Below are 19,151 nucleotides of genomic sequence, written 5' to 3' on the forward strand. Positions count from 1 at the left end.
GACTTAAATGTTACTATATAACATCCATCGTTCCAGACCCCTTCCCCCATGAAGACCACCAACGCCCTGCTCGACGCCGGCGCCATCGCCCTTTCCAGCCTGTGCCTGCTGCACTGCCTGGCCCTGCCGCTGCTCGCCGCCGCCCTGCCGCTGATGGCGGTGTGGGCCGAAGCGGAGTGGGTACACATCGTGTTCGTGGCCATCGCCGCCCCGACCACCGGCTTCGCGCTATGGCGCGCCCACTGCCAGCAACCGCTGCCGGCCGTGGCGATCATCAGTGCAACCGCCGGTCTGCTTTTGCTTCTGGCGGGCGCAGCAGGGTGGCCGAGCCACGACGCCGAGACCCCCATGACGGTAGCGGGCAGCCTGCTCCTGGCCAGCACCCACATATGGAATGCCTGGCGCCGCCACCGTCATTGAACTCGCGTGGCCCCACAACCGCGTAGAGCCACGCAGGGCGTGGCTCTACGGAGTTAAAGGCGCAGCAGCATTCCTGCCAGGAACAACGACAGCGGCAGCGCGCTGATGACCGCGCCCACAATGCCCACCCATGGCCAGCGCTCGCGGCGTACGCGCGAGCCGATGGTCAGCAGCAGGCCCAGTACCGACGACGCCAGCACACCCACCGCCACCCCGGCGCTTCCGACCAGCAGCCGCCCCATCTCCGGTGATGCCTGCGCTACCGCATAGGCCGCCGCGAGGATCGCGGGCGCCACCAGCCAGCTGGCGGTGCCAAGCAGCGGCCACCGTTGGCCTGCACCAGGGGAATCGACACGGTTGTGCAGCGGCTGGGAAGTGGGTTGTGACATTTACTTGCTCCGTAGGTCTCCCCAACCGTACACCCAACGCAGCGCGTACACACCGCCTGCGCAGGCAAAGGCTCACGATGACCGTGAACCTGTCCCTGGGGGGGATCCGCCATGCGCACATCGCCGTTCCTGCTTCTGCTGCCCAGCCTGTTGCTGCTCTCAGCCTGCCGAGACCGTGACAACACCGCCGGTGTGTTCTCTTCCGACCCGCTGCTGGGCTGCTTCGCCACCCACCCCCGCAAGCCGGCCGAATTCCGCATCGAACAGCAGCAGGGGCAGTACTTCGTCTCCTTCAACCGCGACGAGCAATGGCAGCGCGACACCACGCCGCTGCAACTCTCCTCGCGCGCCGATATCGCCCGCTTCTTCAAGGATGACGCCGACCAGATCGACAAGGCGCTGGTGCGCCCCACGGGCGGCTTCGGTATTTTCCACTTCAATCCCGGCGCCACCCTCAAGGGCAAGGACAAGGACAGCGACTACATGGCGCTGGTCCTGATCGGTGCCGGCCCGGTGTTCCAGGTGACCTGCCCCTGAGCGCCTCACCCAAGGCGCCGCCCTGCGGCGAACCGCGGATATGCAGTTGCCGCCGGGGTTTCCTCGTCGGTGCGGATCCCCACCGCACCAAACCCCGGTGTGACGTCCGCACGTAGCGGCGCATGTGCCGCCGTGCTCCCGCTCCCCTGTACGGCCGGCCCGCGCAGGCAGTGGAGCCTGCCTGCACCGGCGCAACCGCCCAACGCCACGTCCGCCCTCGCTGCAGGGCCACACCCGGTAGCGGCATACGGCGGCGCGAATCCCCGCGCACAGGACGCGCCAGCCATCCGAGTCGGCCGCCCACCATCCAGCGCACGCCGCGCGGCACGACCCGCCCGTACTTCAGCATGGCCCGCCCTCCCTGGCGCAGCGGCGGTGGATGGAGCTGTAGGGCCACTCGCAGGCCTCGCGCACGAACCCGTGCTGCACGGGATAGCTATGCACGTAGGCGATGTGGCGCTGCACGTCCTCAGCGTCGAGCAGACGACGTTCGCGGAAGTCGGTGTGCCAGAGCGGACGAACCGTGCGGTCACGGCGCACCATCGCGCGGGGTGGATGGCCCGGCAGCTGGCGGTCGAACACCGCCTGGATCTGCAGCCATCGCCGGTGGCCGCCTTCGTCCCCATCCGGCAAAGTCCACACCCCGTGCAGATGATCGGGCAGCACCACGATGGCATTGATCCGGAACGGCCGCGCCTGCTGCGCTACCCGGAATGCAAGCCGCAGTACCTGCGCGTGCTCCACCAGCAGGCGGCTGTAGCGATCACGAAGATGCGCGCTGAAGAAGTACGCGCTGCCGGGTTCCCAGGAGAGGTGTTCAGTAGCCATGCGCGCAGTGTGCAAATCTGCGCGAGCACGAACGATCAGGTCAGTGCGTGCAGCCGTGTCGGCGTGACACCTGACCAGTCGTCAGGCTGGGGCATGCTCAGGGCGCAGCGCGCGCGCCACCCAGCTCCTTCACACACTGCTGCTCCGCCGCAGCAGCCACCCTCGACGCAAGATGGATGTCGGCGTCCATCGCCAACCGCTGGGCAGCCTGCGAGGTGGTCGGCAGGAGCCGGCGCAACGCGTCACTGACAGGCACCGACCAACTGTGCGGGCCCGCGTTCGCGGGTCCCGGCACAGGCAGCTCACCCAGCGTCCATGGCAGCATGAGCAGCGCCTGCGATTTCGACGAGATCACCCGGTCAGGCGCGTTGCGGAACGAGATCACCACCCGCATCTCGGGGTAATCGTCGGTCCACGGCATCCCTTCGTAGTAAGCATCCAACTGGGTACGCAACGCAGCGCCACCCAGATGCGAAAACATGCGGTTGCGGATCTCCTCTTCCGTGTCACAGCCGGGCACGTTACCGCGTGCGGAGATCAACGCGTTCTCCATCATCCACGCCGCCGGCACCCTGCGTGCCACTACCTGCACTGCCCGCTCGCGCGGCCAGGGTGGTGCCGACAGCGCCCACACCAGTTCTCCCACCCGCTGCGCCGGCACCGTGGCCTGCGTGGTTTCAACGCCCTTGGCGGTTTCCACCTTCGAGGTACGGGTAAACGCGCGTTGGCCGCCACTGCGCTGCAGCCGGTGGACTTCGTCTGTATGGCTCCAGCCGCTGTACTGGTAGTGGATCTCCACCGAGCGCACGTTGTCTATCGCGGCCGGTGGCGGCCCACTGCCCGGCACGGCGCACGCCACCAGCAGCACGGCAGGTACGCAGCCAAGGAAGCGCAGAACGACGCGGTGGAATATAGGCATGCTGTCATTCTAGACCCGTCCACAGGCGACGCGCCGCACAGTATTGAGCCTCTCAATCGCTCCAGTTCCGGCTCTGCGACGCAGTGCACGGCGACGGTCCGATAGACCGGGACAAAGTGCCCTCACCTCGGCCCATCGCGCAGCCCCTTCCATGTTCTCCGTGCTTCTGTTCCTGCTTGCCAGCACCCGTTCCGAGCCGTTCCCACCCGGCTACCACGACCGCCCCGGATTCTCGGACGACGGCACCCACATCATCATCCGTACCGCGCTGTGGGACGACTTCAGCGGCGGCAAGGCCCCCGTGGAGCAGGTCTTGATTCCCAACGAGGACGGCTCCTTCACCTACCAGTACGCGCGCCAGTCCCGCGCCACGCGGATCTACCACGCCACCTACTGCTGGTTCCACCATATGTCCCCCGAAGACTCGACCTTCAGCGGCCCCGGCACCTACGGTGGCTGGAGCTGCGGCCGCAGCACGGAACATCCACCGGCGCCCCTGCGTGAACCAGCCCGGCGGCCATCTCGGTTACGATGCCCACCCCTTCCTGCCCGTCGGCCGGCTGCCCCACAGCGCGGTCCGCCCTGATCCCGTGACCCATTACACCGGCCCCCTGCTCACCCGCCCCCTCGCCGAAGCCCTGGTCCGCGCCCGCGATGCAGGTGCTCCCGAGTGGACCGGCTCGCTGGATCTGGCACGCTCCACCGGCACGGCCACGCTGGGCGCGGAAAGCTGGCAGTGGAAGGGCGAAACCTATGCCTACCCGGGCAAGACCAAGGACCGCACCCTGTACTACTGGGATGGCGAGGAATTCCTGGCGGTTTCCCGGTTCGGCTCGGCGCTGATCAAGCTGGTGCCCACCGAGTGGGACGCGCCCACCTTCGAGATCGACGGCATCAAGATGCTGCCCAGCGCGCAGGTGTCGCCCTTTGAAGATGCGCGCCGCAAGGTGGCGCTGGTGGCACCGGCTGGCAAGACGGTGCTCGATACCTGCGGCGGGCTGGGCTACTTCGCCGCCTGCTGCCTGGAAGCCGGGGTGACCCGCATCCAGTCGTTCGAGAAGAATCCGGATGTGCTGTGGCTGCGCACGCTCAACCCGTGGTCGCCCGACCCGGATGCGCCCAGCAGCGGCGGCCGGCTGTCACTCACCCAGGGCGATGTATCGCAGGCGATCGAGGCACTGGAAAGCAGTTCGGTGGATGCCATCCTGCATGACCCGCCGCGCTTCGGCATCGCCGGCGAGCTGTACTCGCAGGTGTTCTACGACCAGCTCGCGCGGGTGATCCGCAAGGGCGGGCGCATGTTCCATTACACCGGCGCGCCCAACAAGCTCACCAGTGGCCGCGACGTGCCGCGTGAGGTAGCCAAGCGGCTGGAGAAGGCCGGCTTCAAGGCCGAGCTGGCGCTGGATGGCGTGCTCGCGGTCAAGCGTTGAACTGCACCAACCGCACGCCCACATGAATCGGCAGGCGGCTCTCTACCCAGGCTTAACCTGAACGCTCTGCGGCTGACCTAGGCTTGGGCCATGTCCACGTCTTTCAGGTAGCTGCATGACTCCAAGCCCCTTTGCCACTGTCGACGAAACCGAGCGCCAGCGCGCCCTTGATGCACTCCACATCGTAGGCAGCCTTCCCGAACCCGCCTACGACGACATCGTCAAAGTCGCCGCCGCTGTCTGCGGCACCCCGATGGCGCTGGTGACCCTGATCGACCGCGACCGCCAGTGGTTCAAGGCCCGCACCGGGCTGGAAGGCATCCAGACCGAACGCAACGTTGCCGTCTGCGACCACGCCATTCGCCAGCCTACCCAGCTGATGGAAGTAGGCGACCTCTCGCAGGACGCGCGCTTCGCCGACAACCCCGTGCTGAAGGACATCGGCGCCCGCTTCTATGCCGGCATGCCACTCGTTACTGAAAGCGGCGCCGCAGTAGGCAGCGTGTGCGTGGTGGACCTCAACCCGCGCGAGCTCAATCCGACCCAGCGTGAAGCCCTGCAGGCCCTGGCCCGCCTGACCATGAACCTGATGGAAGGGCGCAGCCGCGAACGCGAGCAGCAGGTGGCGGCCATCCTCGACCACGGCATCGCAGAAGAGGCAGCCATCGCCCCCGACGCCGCCGGCGCCTACACCGTGGTCATCCTGGAACTGCAGAACCTGTCCGAACTGGCCCAGCGCCTCGGCGAGCGCACCCTGGAGCGCCAGCTGCAGCAGCTGGACCAGGCGCTGGAGCAATGCCTGGACACAGCGCGCGGCGACAGCATCAACCGCGTCACCGGCAGCGGCGAATTCATTGCCGTGCTGGGCAGCAGTGAGCCCAGCGACACGCTGGCAAGGTTCGATCAGGTAGCCCGCAATCTCCAGGAGAACGCAGGCGCCACCCTGCTGCGCGGCGCAGCATCAACCACCACCGCCGAATCCAACACCGCCGTATTCCTGCGTGCCGACCAGGCCCTGAGCGCCGCAAAAGACGCCCTGCGCTGAGTAACGCAGGGCATCCACCACCTTCGGACCAATCACCTACGGTTCGTGGGCCGATCACCCTCGTAGAGCCACGCCCTGCGTGGCTGAACGGGCCGACCCAGCTCAATCCCCCCGAGGCAGCTTCGCCGCCCACATGTTATCCACCAGATTCGGATAAGCGCGCCCATTCTCCTCAGCCCGCTGCCGCGCCGCATCCTTCTGCGAAGCGGACAGCGGCTGCCCTTTCCCGGCCTTCTTGGGACTGGGCTTCTTCCAAGGCGGCGTAGTGCTCTTTCTCACTTATCGGCCCAGAAATTCCACCAACGCCGCGTTGAACTGCTCCGGATGACTCGCATTGCACCCATGCGGCGCATCCTCAAGCACCACCACCGAACTACCGGCAATGGCAGCATGCGTACGCTTGCCCGAACCCTCAAACGGCACGGTCCCGTCGCTGTCACCATGCAGCACCAGCGTAGGTACAGTCACCTTCTTCAGATCCTCACGGAAATCGGTAGTACCAAACGCCTTCATGCACCCCAGCGCAGCGGTCTGATCCGACTGCTTGCACAACGCGATCGCTTCCTGCCGCTGCTTCTCGCTGACCTTCAGCACACCCTTGGCGCTGAAGAAGCCCGTAGTGAACCCATCAAAGAAAGAATCCCGGTCGCTCTCCAGATCCCGCCGCATCTGATCGGCCTTCGACTGCGTGAGCGGCCCCTCGGGGTTGTCAGGCGTCTGCAGCAGGTACGGCGGCACCGCCGCAGCAAACACCACGCTGTGCAGCCGCTCCTCGCCATGCCGCGTGATGTAGCGCGCCACTTCACCACCGCCCATCGAGAACCCCACCAGCGTGACATCGCGCAGGTCCAGGTCGTTGATCACACCGGCAAGATCATCAGCCAGCGTGTCGTACTCATACCCATCCGCAGGCTTGTCCGAACGCCCAAAGCCGCGGCGATCGTAGGCAACTACCCGATAACCAGCGGCCTTCAGCACAGGCACCTGCGCCTCCCACGATTCGGCCGACAACGGCCAGCCATGGATGAGTACAACAGGGCGGCCGGTACCACCGGAATCTTCAACGTGCAGGCGAACGCGGGGTGCAGTCATGGGGGAGCCTTCGTGTTTGGAAATGAACCTTGACGATAGACAACCCGCCAGCCCACTCCCGTGAACGAATCCGCCGGCACCATGACGTGGCATGCACGCGCACCAGACCCGCTCTCCACGCGCCGCGACCAGGGCTCTTAGCCCATTTGGCGGGCGCTGACCTCACGCTGCTGGGACTGTGCCTGCTCGTTCTGTGTCACCAGCTGCTGTTGGGCCAGCTGTTCGCCGCGTTCCAACGAGGCTTCCACCGGCGTTTGCGCCGCCAGAGCAGTTGGCATGGAAGCACGCAGATGCCCCGGGTCGGTGCGCTCGCCCTGCACCACGAAGATGTTTTCCGCTGCCGTCGCGTTCGGGGTGCGCTCACTGAGCATCACGTGATCCACGCGCGACAGCCCATTCTCCTTGGCGAGCACATACAGGCTTGCGCTGACACGCTCACTGGTGGGGTCGAAGGTGCGGCCATTGGCGGCGTCCAGTTCCGCCACCTTCTCACGGATCTGGGACAGCATGGGGTCGCCCCTGATGCCCTCGTACGAATCATTCTCGGAGATCATGCGCTGCAGCAGCGACCGCTTTGGCATCGGGTTTTCATGCTCGGTGTTGAGCTTGCTGCCCGGAATCTGCTCTGGGATGCTCTTGATCTCGCGCTTGTTATCAAGTGGCTTGAGCGCACCTTCGAAGGACTGGTCCTGCCCGGATTTGGTTTGCCGGTGGATGCCGGCATGGTTGAGCGAACCCCAGGTGAAGTCGATACAGCTGTTTGAGAAGCCGTTGTACTCCATGTTGAACCCATGCTTGGCGGCATTGGCTCCGTACGTGAGGATCTTGTCGTACTGCTCTTTGCTGATCTCCATCGTTCGTGAGTAGAACGGGTTCTGGTACTCATCCACATCCCGCCCTGTGACGGCGCCGGGCCCGCTGCTTGCGCCGTGCCTGGCGGGCGCGAATCCAAAGCTGCGCGTCTCACCATCATGCGCAACAGCAAGGTACATGTGCCCGGCCGCCGAGGTTCCGCCGCTCTTCAGCGGCGTTCCGGGAGCAGCGACATAAATGGTTACCGTGTAAGGCGCTTCCTTGCCCATATCTTACTTACCCCTTCCCATGTAGGCGATGAGAAGCTCTACCGGTTCTGGGCCAAGCCCGGGATGATCCTGGTCCAGCTGTATGGTCAACCGGTAGTGTCCAGGCGTTGCATCCTGAGTTCCTGCGAACATCAGAACGTCATGGAAAAGCGCGTCGTCGAACAATCCTGCGTTCTCCAACTGCGATCTCTCGACATCGGAGGAAGTAACCCCTGGCACTGCACCATCAGCGCCTATCGCAACCCGGTCCTGCAGGTCTGGTGTGTTACGGAAGAGCGGGATCTGGCTTATTGAGTCCTGCTCGATGCGCAAAAGGCGTACCCGGGCTGACAGGTGCGAGCGGATGATCTCACTGGATCGCTTGAGGCCGGCTTCAGTATCGGGCGTTACTACGCGAAGCCCCAACAGCAGCGTGGACGATGCGTTCTCAATCGGAGGAGGAAGCTCGAACTCGAGATTGACGATCTCACCGGCTTTATCCAGTGCGACTGACCTGATGAGCGGGACTTCACTACGCATCGCAGGGTTCTCCTTGGTGACCCTCTGAGTGGGCTGTGCGTTCTCCGTGCTTTGCCCGCAGCCCGTGACGCCGGCCACGACGAGCATGGTCAGCGCGCTCAACAGAATCGAAGTTCTGGTCCTTTGCTTCATTGACTACGCCTCTTTCGGATACGTGCAATCCTATCGCCTAGGCAGTCTGGAGCACCTGAGCACGCTGAAGAATAGGAAAAGCCCTACTCACAGCTTGAGCCACGTCACAGTTCAGTCGCGTCGCCGTCGCCCCTCTTCGCGGCCTGCTCCCGATTCTTCTTCTTATACGCCGTCCCCCAATCCCGCATCGCCAGCAACACCGGCACCAGCGTCTGCCCCAGCTCCGACAGCCGGTACTCCACCTTCGGCGGTACCTCCGGGTACACATGCCTCACCACCACGCCATCGGCCTCCAGCTCCCGGAGCTGGCTGGTCAGCATCGATTGGGTGGCGTTGGGAATCAGCCGGGTCAGCTCCATGAAGCGCTTGGTGCCGGACACCAGATAGAACAGGATCACCGGCTTCCACGTGCCGCCCATGACCGAAAGCGTAGCCTCTACGCTGCAGCCGGTTTTGCCATATACGCGCCGTGCCATTACGGGATACTCCTGAAAACCGTAGTACCTATGGAAAAGCATAGTTCTTGTGACATCCACGGCACGACCATAGCATGCAGCTCATGTCCCCCGAAGGTGATGCACGCCCATGAAATTCAATGCCCTGCTGGCCAGCAAAGACGATGGCCAGGTATCCACCACGCTGGTGAGCTTTGACGAAGCGGACCTGCACGACGGCGATGTGCTGGTGCAGGTGGACTACTCCACGCTGAACTACAAAGACTCGCTGGCGATGACCAACCGCTCGCCGATCATTCGCAGCTTCCCGATGATTCCCGGCATCGACCTGGCCGGCACCGTGGTCGAATCCAGCCACGCCGGTTTCCGCGCAGGCGAGCGCGTGGTGCTCAACGGCTACGGCCTGAGCCAGACTCACCACGGCGGCCTGGCCCAGCGCGCGCGCGTGCCCGGCCAGTGGCTGGTGAAGTTGCCCGACAGCATCAGCAGCAAAGACGCCATGGCCATCGGCACCGCCGGCTACACCGCCATGCTGTGCGTGCTGGCGCTGGAGCACGGCGGGGTGAAGCCCGAGCATGGCGACATCCTGGTAACCGGCGCCAACGGCGGCGTGGGCTCGATCGCCCTGGCGATCCTCTCGAAGCTGGGCTACCGCGTGGTGGCCTCCACCGGCCGCCCGGAGCACGCGCAGTACCTGAAGGACCTCGGCGCCGCCGAGCTCATCGACCGCGCCACGCTCGCCGCCCCGCGCACGCGTGGGCTGGATGCCGAGCGCTGGGCGGGCGTGGTGGATGTAGCTGGCAGCCACACGCTGGCGAATGCGCTGGCGCAGACCAAGTATCGCGGCGTGGTGGCAGCGGCCGGACTGGCGCAGGGCGATGACCTGACCACCTCCGTGCTGCCCTTCATCCTGCGCAACGTGACCTTGGCCGGTATCGATTCGGTGCAGGCGCCGCACAACGTGCGCGAAGAAGCCTGGACGCGGTTGGCGACCGACCTTGATCTGGGCAAGCTCGACAGCACCGTGGAAGTGATTGGCCTGAAAGACGTGCTGGATATCTTCCCGGCATTCCTGGAAGGCAAGGTGCGCGGCCGGTTGTTGGTGGATGTAAACGCCTGAGCACCGCGCGGTAAGACCGAAGACGCAACGCAGCGCTTCAGCGCAAGCACCGTCGGGCGCCGACACCAGGCGCCCGACCCTCTGGTAGGGTCGCACCCCAGTCGACTGCACGGATCGGTGCATCACCCGATCACGGCATGATCCAGAACGAAGCCACGCGCGCCTCAGCGCGAACACTCTATCTATTTGATAATGCTGAACTTTACGAGAATGTACCGCACTTTTGCACCGTAACATGCTCGATGTTACAGTTGATTTCTGCGTTACACTCCGGTGCAAAGATGCACACCTCGCTGCTGAGTACCCATCTCTATCTCTCGGAACTGCTTCCAGGTGAGGTCTCCGAGGTATTGCCTTGGAAGCATCCAGCCCTCCCCTATTTTCTGCTGGATGCCTTCGATCTAGCCCAGCTGCACGTGCACGGGCACCCCGTCATCCTCGCGGCAAGCAGAGAGGTCACTCCCCAGCAGACACTCCGCAAGATGCTCGCAAGGCTGCGGGGTATCGCGGGGTGCAGAGTGCTGTATGTAGCACCCCAGCTCAGCACTTACGAGCGCAGCAGACTCCTTGGCGAACGCGTCGAGTTCGTGGTTCCGGGCCGGCAACTTTTCGCACCCAGCCTGGCTCTGAGCCTGGCCGAAGGCGTATCCGCTTCCGCGCCGCCTTCCGAGGTTCTGGTCCTGGCGCACGCGACGCAGGCAATGTTGATAAGCCTGCTGCTCAGCGGTGAGGTCAGCACGTCTACGCGCACCCTCGCCCGGCAGCTGGGGTACTCGCCCATGACAGCGAGCCGGGCCAATCGCGAGCTGGAAGCCGCTGGGCTGGTCACCATCGAACGAGCAGGTTCGGCGTCGGTTCTCACCCTCACCGACACATACCAATCAACATGGGAACGGGCAAAGCCGCTCATGCGAACGCCAGTGGCCAAGCAGCTCCATGCTGTTGGCCCTACAGCACTTCTCAAAACTGCGGGCGAAACGGCGCTCGCCGGGCTCACGCTATTGGTTCATCCATCGGAAAGCGTGTACGCGATTGGACAAAACGATTGGCGCGAAATTGAGGCGGAGTTCACCATCATCCCCGAGGCCGATGCAGGCACGTTCAAGCTGCAGGTCTGGAGCTACCGCCCGTTGCCGTGGGGAGACGCCCCCAGCGTAGACCCGTTGTCCCTGGTCTTGAGCCTGAGGGGCGAGGTCGACGAGCGCGTGCAGATCTCGCTGGAGGAACTGGAGAACAACACGTGGGAGAGGTTAAAGGACTAGCACTGTTCCGCGACAGGTTCGCTGCACATAGCGACAAGTACGTCCTGATTGGTGGCTGCGCGCTGCATGCCGTAATGAGCCAGGCGGATATGGATCCGCGCGTCACGAAAGATCTGGATATCGTGCTGGTGGTTGAAGCAATTGATGCTTCTTTTGTTGAGTTGCTCTGGCAGTTTGTTGATGAAGGCGGGTACCTCCTGCGGCAGGTCAGCCCCGGTGGGCAGCGCAACTGCTATCGCTTCCAGACGCCGACCAACCCTGAGTTCCCAGCGATGATTGAGCTCTTCAGTCGAGAGCCATCGCTTACGGCCCCTCTGGCCAGCACTACCCATCTCACGCCAATACCGTGTGCAGAGGGCGTTGAAAGTCTCTCCGCGATTCTTCTGGATACGGATTACTACAACTTCATCCTGGCCGAGCGCCGCGATCTGATGGGCATGCCTTACATTGGCGAAGCCTGTCTGATTGCCCTGAAGGCAGCCGCCTGGCTGGAAATGCGTGATCGCAGGAACAGCGGTGTCGCAGTCGACAGCAGAAGCATCCGAAAGCACCTTATGGATGTCCTCGCGCTCAGCCAGATACTCGCGCCCCATAGCCGGTTCCAAGTCACCTCACGCATCGCCGGTGACATTGCCCGGTTCGTGGCCGAAGCGCGGACGGAGCAGATCGATGTCCGCCGATTCGGACGGAACGCCAACGTGGATAGCATGCTCCAGCTGGTGAGTGCTGCGTACTACGTGTGAAGGGAAGGGCCGCCCCACCCAGGTCGGGCGGCCCTGACACAGCGACCTTACAGCGCAATCCGCGCCACAGACTCCTCACTCCCCTTCTCGTCCTTGTCGCCATTCTTGATGGTCACGTACAGGACGTTCTTCTTCGCATCCAGCGCCAGGCTGTTCGGGTGGGTCGGCACGTCATAGGTGCCTACCTTCTTGTAGCTCCCGCTGTCATACGCCGTCACCGTGCCCGCTTCGCGGTTGGTCACGTACAGGCGCTTGCGCGGTGCATCCAGCAACAGGCCCAGCGGGCCGGCGTCGGTGGCGATGCTGGCCAGTTCCTTGCCGGTGGCGGGGTCCAGCACCAGCACGCGCTGGCCCGGGTGCTTGGAGACGAAGCCCGGAATGCTGCTGGCCTGGTACTTGCGGATCATCTCCAGGCCCTGGTCGGTCACGAACAGGCGCTTGCCGCTCGGGTCCAGTACCAGGTTCATCGGCTGCTCGGCGCTGATGGCGAAGCGGTTTTCCACCTTGCCGCTCTCAGTGCCCACCGTGACCACTTCCCCCAGCAGGTTGGAGGTGAGCACGCGCTTGTTGGCCGCATCCAGGGTCAGGCCCGGTGCCTTGGCGTTGCCCAAGCCCGGAATGGTGTTGATCAGCTTCAGCGACTGGGTATCCACCACGAACAGCACGCTGCCTTCGCCGGAGTGGCCGGTGACATACAGGCGGTTGTTCGGGGAATCCACCACCAGCTCGCGCAGGTCGTGGGTGTAGCCGGCCTTGCCATCCTTGCCGACCTTCTTCTCCATCAGCTGCACGATGCCCACGGCCTTGTTGGAGGCGGTGTCGACCACGGTCACCGAGGTATCCACGGTGTTGCCCACGTACAGGCGGTTGTGGGCGTCATCGAGCACCACGCCGAAGGCTTTGCGCTCCAGCGGGATCCTGGCTTCCACCGCGAGCGAATCCGGGTTCAGGCGCAGCACCTGGGCCGGGCCGGCGGCATCGCCGAAGCCGCCGGAGGAGGCCACGAACAGCGCGTTCTGGGTGGGGCTGAAGGCCAGTTCGTACAGGCCTTGGGCAACGGCGGCGCGCTGCACGGAGGAAGCGGCGGCGGTGGTGGCGGCCTTTTCAGCGGCAAAGGCAGACGGCGCGCCAAGGGTCAGGCTGACGGCCAGCGCCAGGGCGGCCGAACGGAACAGGGAACGAGGGTGCATGCGAGCGTCCTTGTGAGAGGCATAGGAAGGATCCTGGCTCGCGTGGCCGCTGGGAGGAGCGGCCAACCACACGGTCGAATGACGTGGGAAGGCTGGCTGGCCCGGACATCTTAACAGGGGTGGCAAGCGGCTGGATTCTTCCGTCCCACGCCATGAGACGCCCCTGCGCGATGCTGCCATCCGCTTCGGAGGATCAACATGAACAAGATCGACCTTGATTGGCTGGAAGAGTTCGACCAGGCCATGCTCGGGTTGTATGCCATCAATCACAGTGACGCCGGCATGGATGAGCAGCTGCTGGTGAGCTACTACGACCTGGAGCCGCGTGAGGCGGCGCTGGCATTCGGCAATGATTACGACCTGGACCGGACGAATCCACTGTGGCCGCCGATGGGGCTGGCGTTGAACAGCTGAGCGCAGGCCGTGCCGCCCACACGCCCGCCTGCTGAATCATTTCCCTGACGGCTGCGGTTCCTCGGGGAAGTACGCGCTGAGCGGCTGCCCATCGCACAGGAGCTCCACCAGCCCCACTTCCACTGCTGCCGAATCAGTCAGGTGGAGCGCGGTGACGGTCAAGAGTGACTGCAGGTCCTCAAGCTCCCCGCCGTTGATCGTGGGTACGAAGCCGCGATCGAGCACGATGGTGAGCTTCTGCTGTTCCAGGTCGATGGCTGCCTGTACGTGGATGACTTTGCTCTGCCCGGCCAAGCGGGGCTGCTTGTCCAGCACGCGCTGTAGTTCACGGCTGACAGCGGATTCAAGCTTAGTCCGAGTCTGCTCGGCCTGCACTTCGAATGGGAGGGCCGAAACTGCGGGCACCGCAGTAAGTGTCAGCAAAGCAAGCGCCAACACCAGAACCGTAGAGGGGAATGGAAGTGTGCACTTCATGTCGTCTACCATCCTTGTGTTGAACACGCCAATCACACTGCCTTCTGCAGCAGTCGCGATACCTCATCGACCTTCTGCTCAAACGCATCGCGCTGTTCATCGGTCTTCAACTCCGAGCGAACCATCTCTTCAAAGTCACCCCCGCCACATCCCCCCATGAACAGACAAGCGCTCTCCATCAGGTCACTCGATGGGCCGCAGTCGTATCCCATCCGACACCCCACCACCATCCACGCGAAGCTCGCATTCGGTCCGCTCATCGCCTCTTTGTATTCCGCGCTTACCGCTTTCATCGGCGCCCCGCCCACCGTATTTCCCAAGAGAAATATGGCAGCCGGATCATTTGAGCCAACGACGCTCCGGATGAACTGGTCGGCTGCAGCTTGGTCCAGAACTGTCTGGTTGAGCGCATAAGACATGGCTTGAGCGCCAAGGTCCCCGTTCCTTGCCGCTTGCTCGAACCAGCCTACAATCAGGTCGCGGGGAATGATGGCGCCCCCATCAACGTTTCTGCATTCTGCTTCCCGCTTATGGGCGATCTGAATCATCCTCGGCGCCTGGCCAGGGTCTTTCAGCAACTTGGCCTGCTGCTCGTAACCGGATGCAAACACGCCAGGCTGGATATTGGGCATGAAGCATGCATCGTAGACCTGTGCCAACTTACGCTGGGCAACCGGGTCGCCGCGCTTCGCACGCAGCTTCAAGTCCTCGAACTCCAGAGCCTTGCTCGCCAGATTGATCGCAGAGGGCTGCATGCTGGGCCCTTGCTCGCGCTGCAGCCGTGCATCGGCAGATGGCAGGGACGTGGCAACCGGGGTTCTTGCCTGCCCACTCAAAGACGACGCCTGCGACCTCGTCCAAGCCAGATAGCCCGCAGTTGCCAAGACCACAAGCATGCCAATCAGGAGGATCCATCTTCTTGCCAGCATTCAGCATCCTTGTTGAGTAGTTTGCGTTATGAAGATTCGGTGGCCTTGAATGCCGCTGTTGCCACTCCGCTAGCGTAGCGCCTCAAATAGATTGCCGAACAACCGGCCAATCTCTGCACCCTCGCTCCACAGGAACCAAAGTGACAGAACCAATGCGAGCCCGTGCAGATCTCGCTTCCTGACCCGAAACGTGTAGTACTTGGTTTCGACCGTCTTGCTTGAATCTTCCTGATTCATTGCTTTTCTCACGTTTTAGTTCGATGAACTTTCATCAACCGATGAGCCATGCCAACCAACAACAAACTTTTGGTTCTTCTGTTGAAAAATCAGTACCCCATGCTCGCCGCCGCAACCTGCATCTCCTGCTGCACGCGCTGATCTTCGTCCTGCTGCTGCGTTGCCAGCTGCGCGGCGCGCTGTTCCTGCTCGAATGCCGCAACGTCAAACTGCTCAAGTGACTCTTCGAACGGTGTCTTCACTGCCTGCGCCGTTGGCATGCCGGCGCGTTGGTGGCCGGGGTTGTCCAGCTCGCCCTGAACCACGAAGACGTTCTGGCCGCCGGGTTGGCTTTCCGTAGGTTGGCTGAGCACTACGTGGTCCACGTTGTCCAGGCCGTTGCTCTTGGCCAGCACCATCAGGCTGCCGGTGAGGCGCTCGCTGGTCTGGTCGTAGCTGCGGCCGTGGGCCTCGTCCAGCTTCGCTACGCCCTCGCGGATCTGCTGGTAGAGGGCGTGGTCGGGGTGCTCGGGGTTGAGGGGTGTCCAAGGGTCCTGCTCAGCGGGCTGCGCCATCCGCTCCATGGCAGCCTCTGGTTCTGGCTCCGGATGTTGCTCCGGCACAGCCTGATTCGCGATGACGTCGTTCGCGGGTTCTTTCAACGGAACGGCCTCGAGTTCCTCGGCTACCACCACCTTCTCAATCACATCTCTCGGCGGTGCCTCTGTAACAGGCTGGACGAGCGAGACTTCATCCGGCACTGGGTGCCGTATTGATGCTGCATCCTCCATCGCCGGTCGCTCCGACGCCTCAGATTGCGCCGCGACCTCAGTCTGGCTGTCGTCCACGCGAACGACAGTCTCCGGCACCGCTTCAGGGGTTACCTGCTGCTCTACCTTCGCTTCTGATGCAGCGACGGCCGCATCGAGGTCAGGGACTTCCACCGGTGGCCGCACGACAGGTTCGGGCTCTGGCACTGGGTGTATCGGTGTAGAGGCGATGTCGGGTGGAGTGGGCGGCGAGTGCGCTAGCGGCTCGGCCACGGACGCTTCACGGCGAGCCTCGTCTTCCTCAGCCGTACTAACGAACGCCTCCTGGGCACGCTGCTCTTCGACGTGCTCGCGTGCGTCCTGCTCTGCTCCCTGAGCTGCCTGGGGCTCTCGCTGGGCCGTGGGCTGCTCCTCGACCGCGCTGCGCTCGGCAGAAGCCGCAATCGCTGCTGCCGCCAGATGAGGGGATGGCTGCGAGGGAGGTGGCTGAGTGGTAGTGCTTGGCTCATTCCCAACCAACTCCGGCACACGCGCTTCAGCGACATCCATGCCATCTGCCCGCATCGCCGCCACTGCAGCCAGCTGTGCGGCTTCCTCCGTGGAGGCGCCCTGCCGGTTGGCCTCCCTCAGCGCCTGCTGATGGGCATCCCACGCGTCGGGCGAGAGTGCCTCGATGCGCAGCACCGGCGCGTTCTGGATCGGCACCTCGTCCGCCACATTGCCCTGCAGAGCAGCGGCGTGCTGCAGTGACGCCTGAACCCTCGCAACATCCTCCACCGTGGTGGTCGCCGTGAGGACCATGCGGTTACCGCCGGCATCACCGAACGTAGCAATCGCGCTGTCAACGCTTGGCGCCTGGGTGCGCGGGTCTGGGATCAGTTCAAGTACCAGGTCACCCTGTCTTCCATTGTCCGCAAGACCCTGCTCCACCGCCGCCGCCGTGGCCGCCAACTGCGCTTCGCTGCGTTCGATACCATGCCGTGCGTAAAGTGCTTCCACCTGCCCGCGCACGCCTTCCGGCGCCAGTTGCACCGTTTGCTTGACCTGCTCGGCCATGTCGCCCAGACCGGCCACGCCAATCTGCTGGCTCTGCCATGTGACATCCAGCTCGTCGCTGAGGTTGCCGTCCGCCGCGCCCTTGAAGACCACCCCGTCGGCGAGCCACTGGCCGTCGTCCTGGCGGGTGTACGTGCGGCCGTTACTTGCCTGCAGCGTGCCTGATTTGCCCTGTGCGTCCTGGATGGCGGCGGGCACTGAAGGATTGTTCGCATCGCCAAAATCGCTCCAGCGCCCTTCTGCATGCGCCACCATGTAGCGCGCCGCAACGGCAGCTGGCGTGTTGGCGGCATTCTGGGCGATCACCGCCCGCGACTGCGCATCAAGGGCTTGCGCCTGCTCCGCTGAAACGGGTTCGTGGCGTGTGGTCGGCGCACGCCCATCCTGCATCTGCGTGATCTGCAGGTCCCATTGCCGCGAGCTGGGGTCGCGCACGAATGCCCTGCCGGTTTCGAATGGAGCCGGTGGCGTTCCCTGCTCAGCACGAGCATTCAGGCGATACGGGTCCTGCGGTGGAGGAAGGTGGGCCAAGCCCAGCTCGTACGACGCCTTGGCCGCCTGCCAGTTCAACTGGCGCTCCAGCGTACCGGTCGCCACGTAATCGGCGCGGAAGGTGACGTCGTCCCCCTGCGCGGTCTGCACTGGTCGCACTTCCACGCCTGCGCCCAGCTCAGCGGACTGCACCTGTTGCTGGTGCGCGGCACGTAACCAACGCCCTTCCTCATCACTGGGACTTCGGGTCCAAGTGCGGCCCATGGGGTCCACCTGGACGTAGATGGCTTTCATGTCCTTCTGGTTTGCCCATTCCTCGCCGAGGTGCGCCCCCAGAACACCGCCGCCTACGCCGATGACCAGCGCACCCGGTCCGGTCCAGGAACCGGTAGTGAGGCCAACACTGGCGCCGGCGACAAAGCCGCCCAACGCGCCGCCCACATTGCGCCCGACGAAGTGGGCTGCCGTTGAATCAGCCCCCGCTGCGTTGCCCTGGGAACTCAGCTCCACCCACTTGTGGCCGGAGATTGCGAAGTCCTGCGCCAGCAGTGCCACGCCGGCAACACCGGCGACCTTCATGCCTGGGCTCAAACCGGTGTGCGGTGCACGCGGCGCGCTCTCGGCGACTGCCTCCGCAGCGGTTGCTGCTGTACCGGGTGGGGCCCGCGCCGCACCGGGCTGCGACCCATGCGACCTGTTTTCGGGTACATCGACGTAAGCGCGCGGTGCTGTCGCCAGGCTGGAGCCGGTGGCTATCCACTGCGTCCGCGTGGCCGTCATCTCGGCCAAGCTCAGGGCTCTGAACTCGTCCACCGGCAGGTTGAACAGCGATTTGGCCACGGCGTCGTAGCCCTCGATCGGCCTCAACTGCAGACGCACCTCGGCAACGGTCACCGCGTGGCCGCTGTTGATGGCGGCCTCCCGCGCTATGGCGATCTCCAGCGCCTGGTACTCGGCAGCCGACTTGCTTACGAAGGGCAGCGGATCTGGGCCAAAGGAACTTACCGGGTAGCCGTTGATCCTGGCGTTTGGATGCTCAAGTGCCGTGGTGAGCTCGAAGTTGCTGAAGCCCCGGTTTGGAGGAGCATTCTCAACCAAGGCGAGCAAGGGCTTGCCGGTGGCGATGGCGTTCTCAAAGTACTGAGGGCTGCCGGCGTTCCACATCATGTCCAACAGGGCGCCGTTGTAGTTCTTGAGTCGGGGCTCCAAGCCCTCCGCCATCATGAAGCTCTGGAACTTGTCTTTGACAGCAATGAAGTCAGGGTGCGCTTTAGGATCGGTGCCAACCCTATCAACGTACTTGCCCCACGGCGTATCCCCAATGATGCCGGCAGCCTTGTCGACATCCTTTACATACCTGATGGCATTGTCGAAGTTCGAGGTCCTCGCACTGTCTTCGCCGGAAAAGGCTACGTAGTCCACGCCCGGCGGCAATTCAGGAGGGAAATCGCGCATCCTCGCCTCGACGAACTCCGCGTAACTTGTTGCGCTATCAGGCCCTGAGCCAGGCGCTTTCAGATAGCCGATGACCCTGTCCAGCTGTTGCGGCGAAGGAGGCGTACCGCCAGCGGTATTCCTGGCAGCTGCCAGCGTGGTTCGAGCAAAGTCGTCAAACGCGAAGCCGCTCACCGTTT

The 19,151-nt window shown here is 63.9% G+C and carries 20 protein-coding genes; 9 read left to right on the forward strand and 11 right to left on the reverse strand.

Annotation, left to right across the window (positions count from 1 at the left end):
- The first annotated feature begins 48 nt into the window (after positions 1-48).
- The gene (locus QMX79_RS04780; protein ID WP_282244919.1) at positions 49-420 is read left to right on the forward strand and encodes a MerC family mercury resistance protein; all 372 of its coding nucleotides are present in this window, start codon (positions 49-51) and stop codon (positions 418-420) included.
- A 53-nt stretch (positions 421-473) separates the two neighbouring features.
- On the opposite strand, the gene QMX79_RS04785 is transcribed toward QMX79_RS04780, so the two are convergent.
- Positions 474-809, reverse strand: a complete 336-nt coding sequence (locus QMX79_RS04785) for a hypothetical protein (RefSeq protein ID WP_282244921.1) — start codon at positions 807-809, stop codon at positions 474-476.
- Between the two features lie 111 nt (positions 810-920).
- Between QMX79_RS04785 and QMX79_RS04790 the strand changes: the two genes are divergently transcribed.
- Entirely contained in the window at positions 921-1,346 is a 426-nt protein-coding gene (locus tag QMX79_RS04790; RefSeq protein WP_282244923.1) for a hypothetical protein, read from the forward strand.
- A gap of 342 nt (positions 1,347-1,688) precedes the next feature.
- Here QMX79_RS04790 and QMX79_RS04795 read toward each other — a convergent pair whose 3' ends face one another.
- Both QMX79_RS04795 and QMX79_RS04800 read right to left on the reverse strand, forming a co-directional pair.
- Positions 1,689-2,174 (reverse strand): transposase, encoded by a 486-nt coding sequence (locus QMX79_RS04795; RefSeq protein WP_282244925.1) that lies wholly within the window; start codon positions 2,172-2,174, stop codon positions 1,689-1,691.
- 97 nt (positions 2,175-2,271) lie between these two features.
- A complete protein-coding gene (locus QMX79_RS04800) occupies positions 2,272-3,093 on the reverse strand; it encodes a hypothetical protein (RefSeq protein ID WP_282244927.1) in 822 nt (273 codons plus the stop codon).
- Between the two features lie 151 nt (positions 3,094-3,244).
- Between QMX79_RS04800 and QMX79_RS04805 the strand changes: the two genes are divergently transcribed.
- The 3 genes from QMX79_RS04805 to QMX79_RS04815 all read left to right on the forward strand — a co-directional run bounded on the left by QMX79_RS04805 (position 3,245) and on the right by QMX79_RS04815 (position 5,571).
- The gene (locus tag QMX79_RS04805) at positions 3,245-3,679 is read left to right on the forward strand and encodes a hypothetical protein (protein ID WP_282244929.1); all 435 of its coding nucleotides are present in this window, start codon (positions 3,245-3,247) and stop codon (positions 3,677-3,679) included.
- Between the two features lie 4 nt (positions 3,680-3,683).
- Positions 3,684-4,526 (forward strand): MnmC family methyltransferase, encoded by an 843-nt coding sequence (locus QMX79_RS04810; protein WP_282244931.1) that lies wholly within the window; start codon positions 3,684-3,686, stop codon positions 4,524-4,526.
- Between the two features lie 115 nt (positions 4,527-4,641).
- A complete protein-coding gene (locus QMX79_RS04815) occupies positions 4,642-5,571 on the forward strand; it encodes a GAF domain-containing protein (protein WP_282244933.1) in 930 nt (309 codons plus the stop codon).
- A 279-nt stretch (positions 5,572-5,850) separates the two neighbouring features.
- Here QMX79_RS04815 and QMX79_RS04820 read toward each other — a convergent pair whose 3' ends face one another.
- The 4 genes from QMX79_RS04820 to QMX79_RS04835 form a co-directional block, all read right to left on the reverse strand.
- Entirely contained in the window at positions 5,851-6,663 is an 813-nt protein-coding gene (locus QMX79_RS04820; protein ID WP_282244935.1) for an alpha/beta hydrolase, read from the reverse strand.
- A gap of 137 nt (positions 6,664-6,800) precedes the next feature.
- Positions 6,801-7,745, reverse strand: a complete 945-nt coding sequence (locus tag QMX79_RS04825) for an XVIPCD domain-containing protein (protein ID WP_282244937.1) — start codon at positions 7,743-7,745, stop codon at positions 6,801-6,803.
- A 3-nt stretch (positions 7,746-7,748) separates the two neighbouring features.
- Entirely contained in the window at positions 7,749-8,366 is a 618-nt protein-coding gene (locus QMX79_RS04830; RefSeq protein WP_282244939.1) for a hypothetical protein, read from the reverse strand.
- A gap of 134 nt (positions 8,367-8,500) precedes the next feature.
- Entirely contained in the window at positions 8,501-8,872 is a 372-nt protein-coding gene (locus QMX79_RS04835; RefSeq protein WP_282244941.1) for a helix-turn-helix domain-containing protein, read from the reverse strand.
- A gap of 109 nt (positions 8,873-8,981) precedes the next feature.
- Between QMX79_RS04835 and QMX79_RS04840 the strand changes: the two genes are divergently transcribed.
- The 3 genes from QMX79_RS04840 (at position 8,982) to QMX79_RS04850 (ending at position 11,976) form a co-directional block, all read left to right on the forward strand.
- The gene (locus tag QMX79_RS04840) at positions 8,982-9,971 is read left to right on the forward strand and encodes an MDR family oxidoreductase (protein ID WP_282244943.1); all 990 of its coding nucleotides are present in this window, start codon (positions 8,982-8,984) and stop codon (positions 9,969-9,971) included.
- Positions 9,972-10,108: 137 nt separating this feature from the next.
- Positions 10,109-11,233, forward strand: a complete 1,125-nt coding sequence (locus QMX79_RS04845; protein WP_282244945.1) for a hypothetical protein — start codon at positions 10,109-10,111, stop codon at positions 11,231-11,233.
- 74 nt (positions 11,234-11,307) lie between these two features.
- The gene (locus QMX79_RS04850; protein ID WP_282244947.1) at positions 11,308-11,976 is read left to right on the forward strand and encodes a hypothetical protein; all 669 of its coding nucleotides are present in this window, start codon (positions 11,308-11,310) and stop codon (positions 11,974-11,976) included.
- Positions 11,977-12,023: 47 nt separating this feature from the next.
- Here QMX79_RS04850 and QMX79_RS04855 read toward each other — a convergent pair whose 3' ends face one another.
- Positions 12,024-13,166 (reverse strand): YncE family protein, encoded by a 1,143-nt coding sequence (locus QMX79_RS04855; RefSeq protein WP_282244949.1) that lies wholly within the window; start codon positions 13,164-13,166, stop codon positions 12,024-12,026.
- Positions 13,167-13,364: 198 nt separating this feature from the next.
- Between QMX79_RS04855 and QMX79_RS04860 the strand changes: the two genes are divergently transcribed.
- Complete coding sequence (locus tag QMX79_RS04860; protein ID WP_282244951.1) at positions 13,365-13,580, forward strand: hypothetical protein; 216 nt, start codon at positions 13,365-13,367, stop codon at positions 13,578-13,580.
- Positions 13,581-13,616: 36 nt separating this feature from the next.
- Here the strand turns inward: QMX79_RS04860 and QMX79_RS04865 are convergent, their stop codons facing one another.
- The 3 genes from QMX79_RS04865 to QMX79_RS04875 all read right to left on the reverse strand — a co-directional run bounded on the left by QMX79_RS04865 (position 13,617) and on the right by QMX79_RS04875 (position 19,146).
- Positions 13,617-14,054, reverse strand: coding sequence for a hypothetical protein (locus tag QMX79_RS04865; protein ID WP_282244953.1), 438 nt, complete (start codon positions 14,052-14,054; stop codon positions 13,617-13,619).
- Positions 14,055-14,086: 32 nt separating this feature from the next.
- Positions 14,087-14,950, reverse strand: coding sequence for a hypothetical protein (locus QMX79_RS04870; RefSeq protein ID WP_282244955.1), 864 nt, complete (start codon positions 14,948-14,950; stop codon positions 14,087-14,089).
- A gap of 359 nt (positions 14,951-15,309) precedes the next feature.
- On the reverse strand, positions 15,310-19,146 hold the full coding sequence (locus QMX79_RS04875) for an XVIPCD domain-containing protein (RefSeq protein ID WP_282244957.1): 3,837 nt from the start codon (positions 19,144-19,146) through the stop codon (positions 15,310-15,312).
- Positions 19,147-19,151 lie beyond the last annotated feature (5 nt).

The sequence above is a fragment of the Stenotrophomonas sp. PS02300 genome (genome assembly GCF_029959395.1).
GTDB classification, from domain to species: Bacteria; Pseudomonadota; Gammaproteobacteria; order Xanthomonadales; family Xanthomonadaceae; genus Stenotrophomonas; species Stenotrophomonas maltophilia_AD.

Excerpts from the sequence above, each read along its gene's own strand:
- QMX79_RS04855 (WP_282244949.1), bottom strand. The coding sequence starts at position 13,166 with ATGCACCCTCGTTCCCTGTTCCGTTCGGCCGCCCTGGCGCTGGCCGTC.
- QMX79_RS04780 (WP_282244919.1), top strand. The coding sequence starts at position 49 with ATGAAGACCACCAACGCCCTGCTCGACGCCGGCGCCATCGCCCTTTCC.
- QMX79_RS04785 (WP_282244921.1), bottom strand. The coding sequence starts at position 809 with ATGTCACAACCCACTTCCCAGCCGCTGCACAACCGTGTCGATTCCCCT.
- QMX79_RS04820 (WP_282244935.1), bottom strand. The coding sequence starts at position 6,663 with ATGACTGCACCCCGCGTTCGCCTGCACGTTGAAGATTCCGGTGGTACC.
- QMX79_RS04795 (WP_282244925.1), bottom strand. The coding sequence starts at position 2,174 with ATGGCTACTGAACACCTCTCCTGGGAACCCGGCAGCGCGTACTTCTTC.
- QMX79_RS04835 (WP_282244941.1), bottom strand. The coding sequence starts at position 8,872 with ATGGCACGGCGCGTATATGGCAAAACCGGCTGCAGCGTAGAGGCTACG.
- QMX79_RS04800 (WP_282244927.1), bottom strand. The coding sequence starts at position 3,093 with ATGCCTATATTCCACCGCGTCGTTCTGCGCTTCCTTGGCTGCGTACCT.
- QMX79_RS04790 (WP_282244923.1), top strand. The coding sequence starts at position 921 with ATGCGCACATCGCCGTTCCTGCTTCTGCTGCCCAGCCTGTTGCTGCTC.
- QMX79_RS04805 (WP_282244929.1), top strand. The coding sequence starts at position 3,245 with ATGTTCTCCGTGCTTCTGTTCCTGCTTGCCAGCACCCGTTCCGAGCCG.
- QMX79_RS04845 (WP_282244945.1), top strand. The coding sequence starts at position 10,109 with ATGATCCAGAACGAAGCCACGCGCGCCTCAGCGCGAACACTCTATCTA.
- QMX79_RS04850 (WP_282244947.1), top strand. The coding sequence starts at position 11,308 with ATGAGCCAGGCGGATATGGATCCGCGCGTCACGAAAGATCTGGATATC.
- QMX79_RS04870 (WP_282244955.1), bottom strand. The coding sequence starts at position 14,950 with ATGCTTGTGGTCTTGGCAACTGCGGGCTATCTGGCTTGGACGAGGTCG.
- QMX79_RS04840 (WP_282244943.1), top strand. The coding sequence starts at position 8,982 with ATGAAATTCAATGCCCTGCTGGCCAGCAAAGACGATGGCCAGGTATCC.
- QMX79_RS04815 (WP_282244933.1), top strand. The coding sequence starts at position 4,642 with ATGACTCCAAGCCCCTTTGCCACTGTCGACGAAACCGAGCGCCAGCGC.
- QMX79_RS04865 (WP_282244953.1), bottom strand. The coding sequence starts at position 14,054 with ATGAAGTGCACACTTCCATTCCCCTCTACGGTTCTGGTGTTGGCGCTT.
- QMX79_RS04825 (WP_282244937.1), bottom strand. The coding sequence starts at position 7,745 with ATGGGCAAGGAAGCGCCTTACACGGTAACCATTTATGTCGCTGCTCCC.
- QMX79_RS04860 (WP_282244951.1), top strand. The coding sequence starts at position 13,365 with ATGAACAAGATCGACCTTGATTGGCTGGAAGAGTTCGACCAGGCCATG.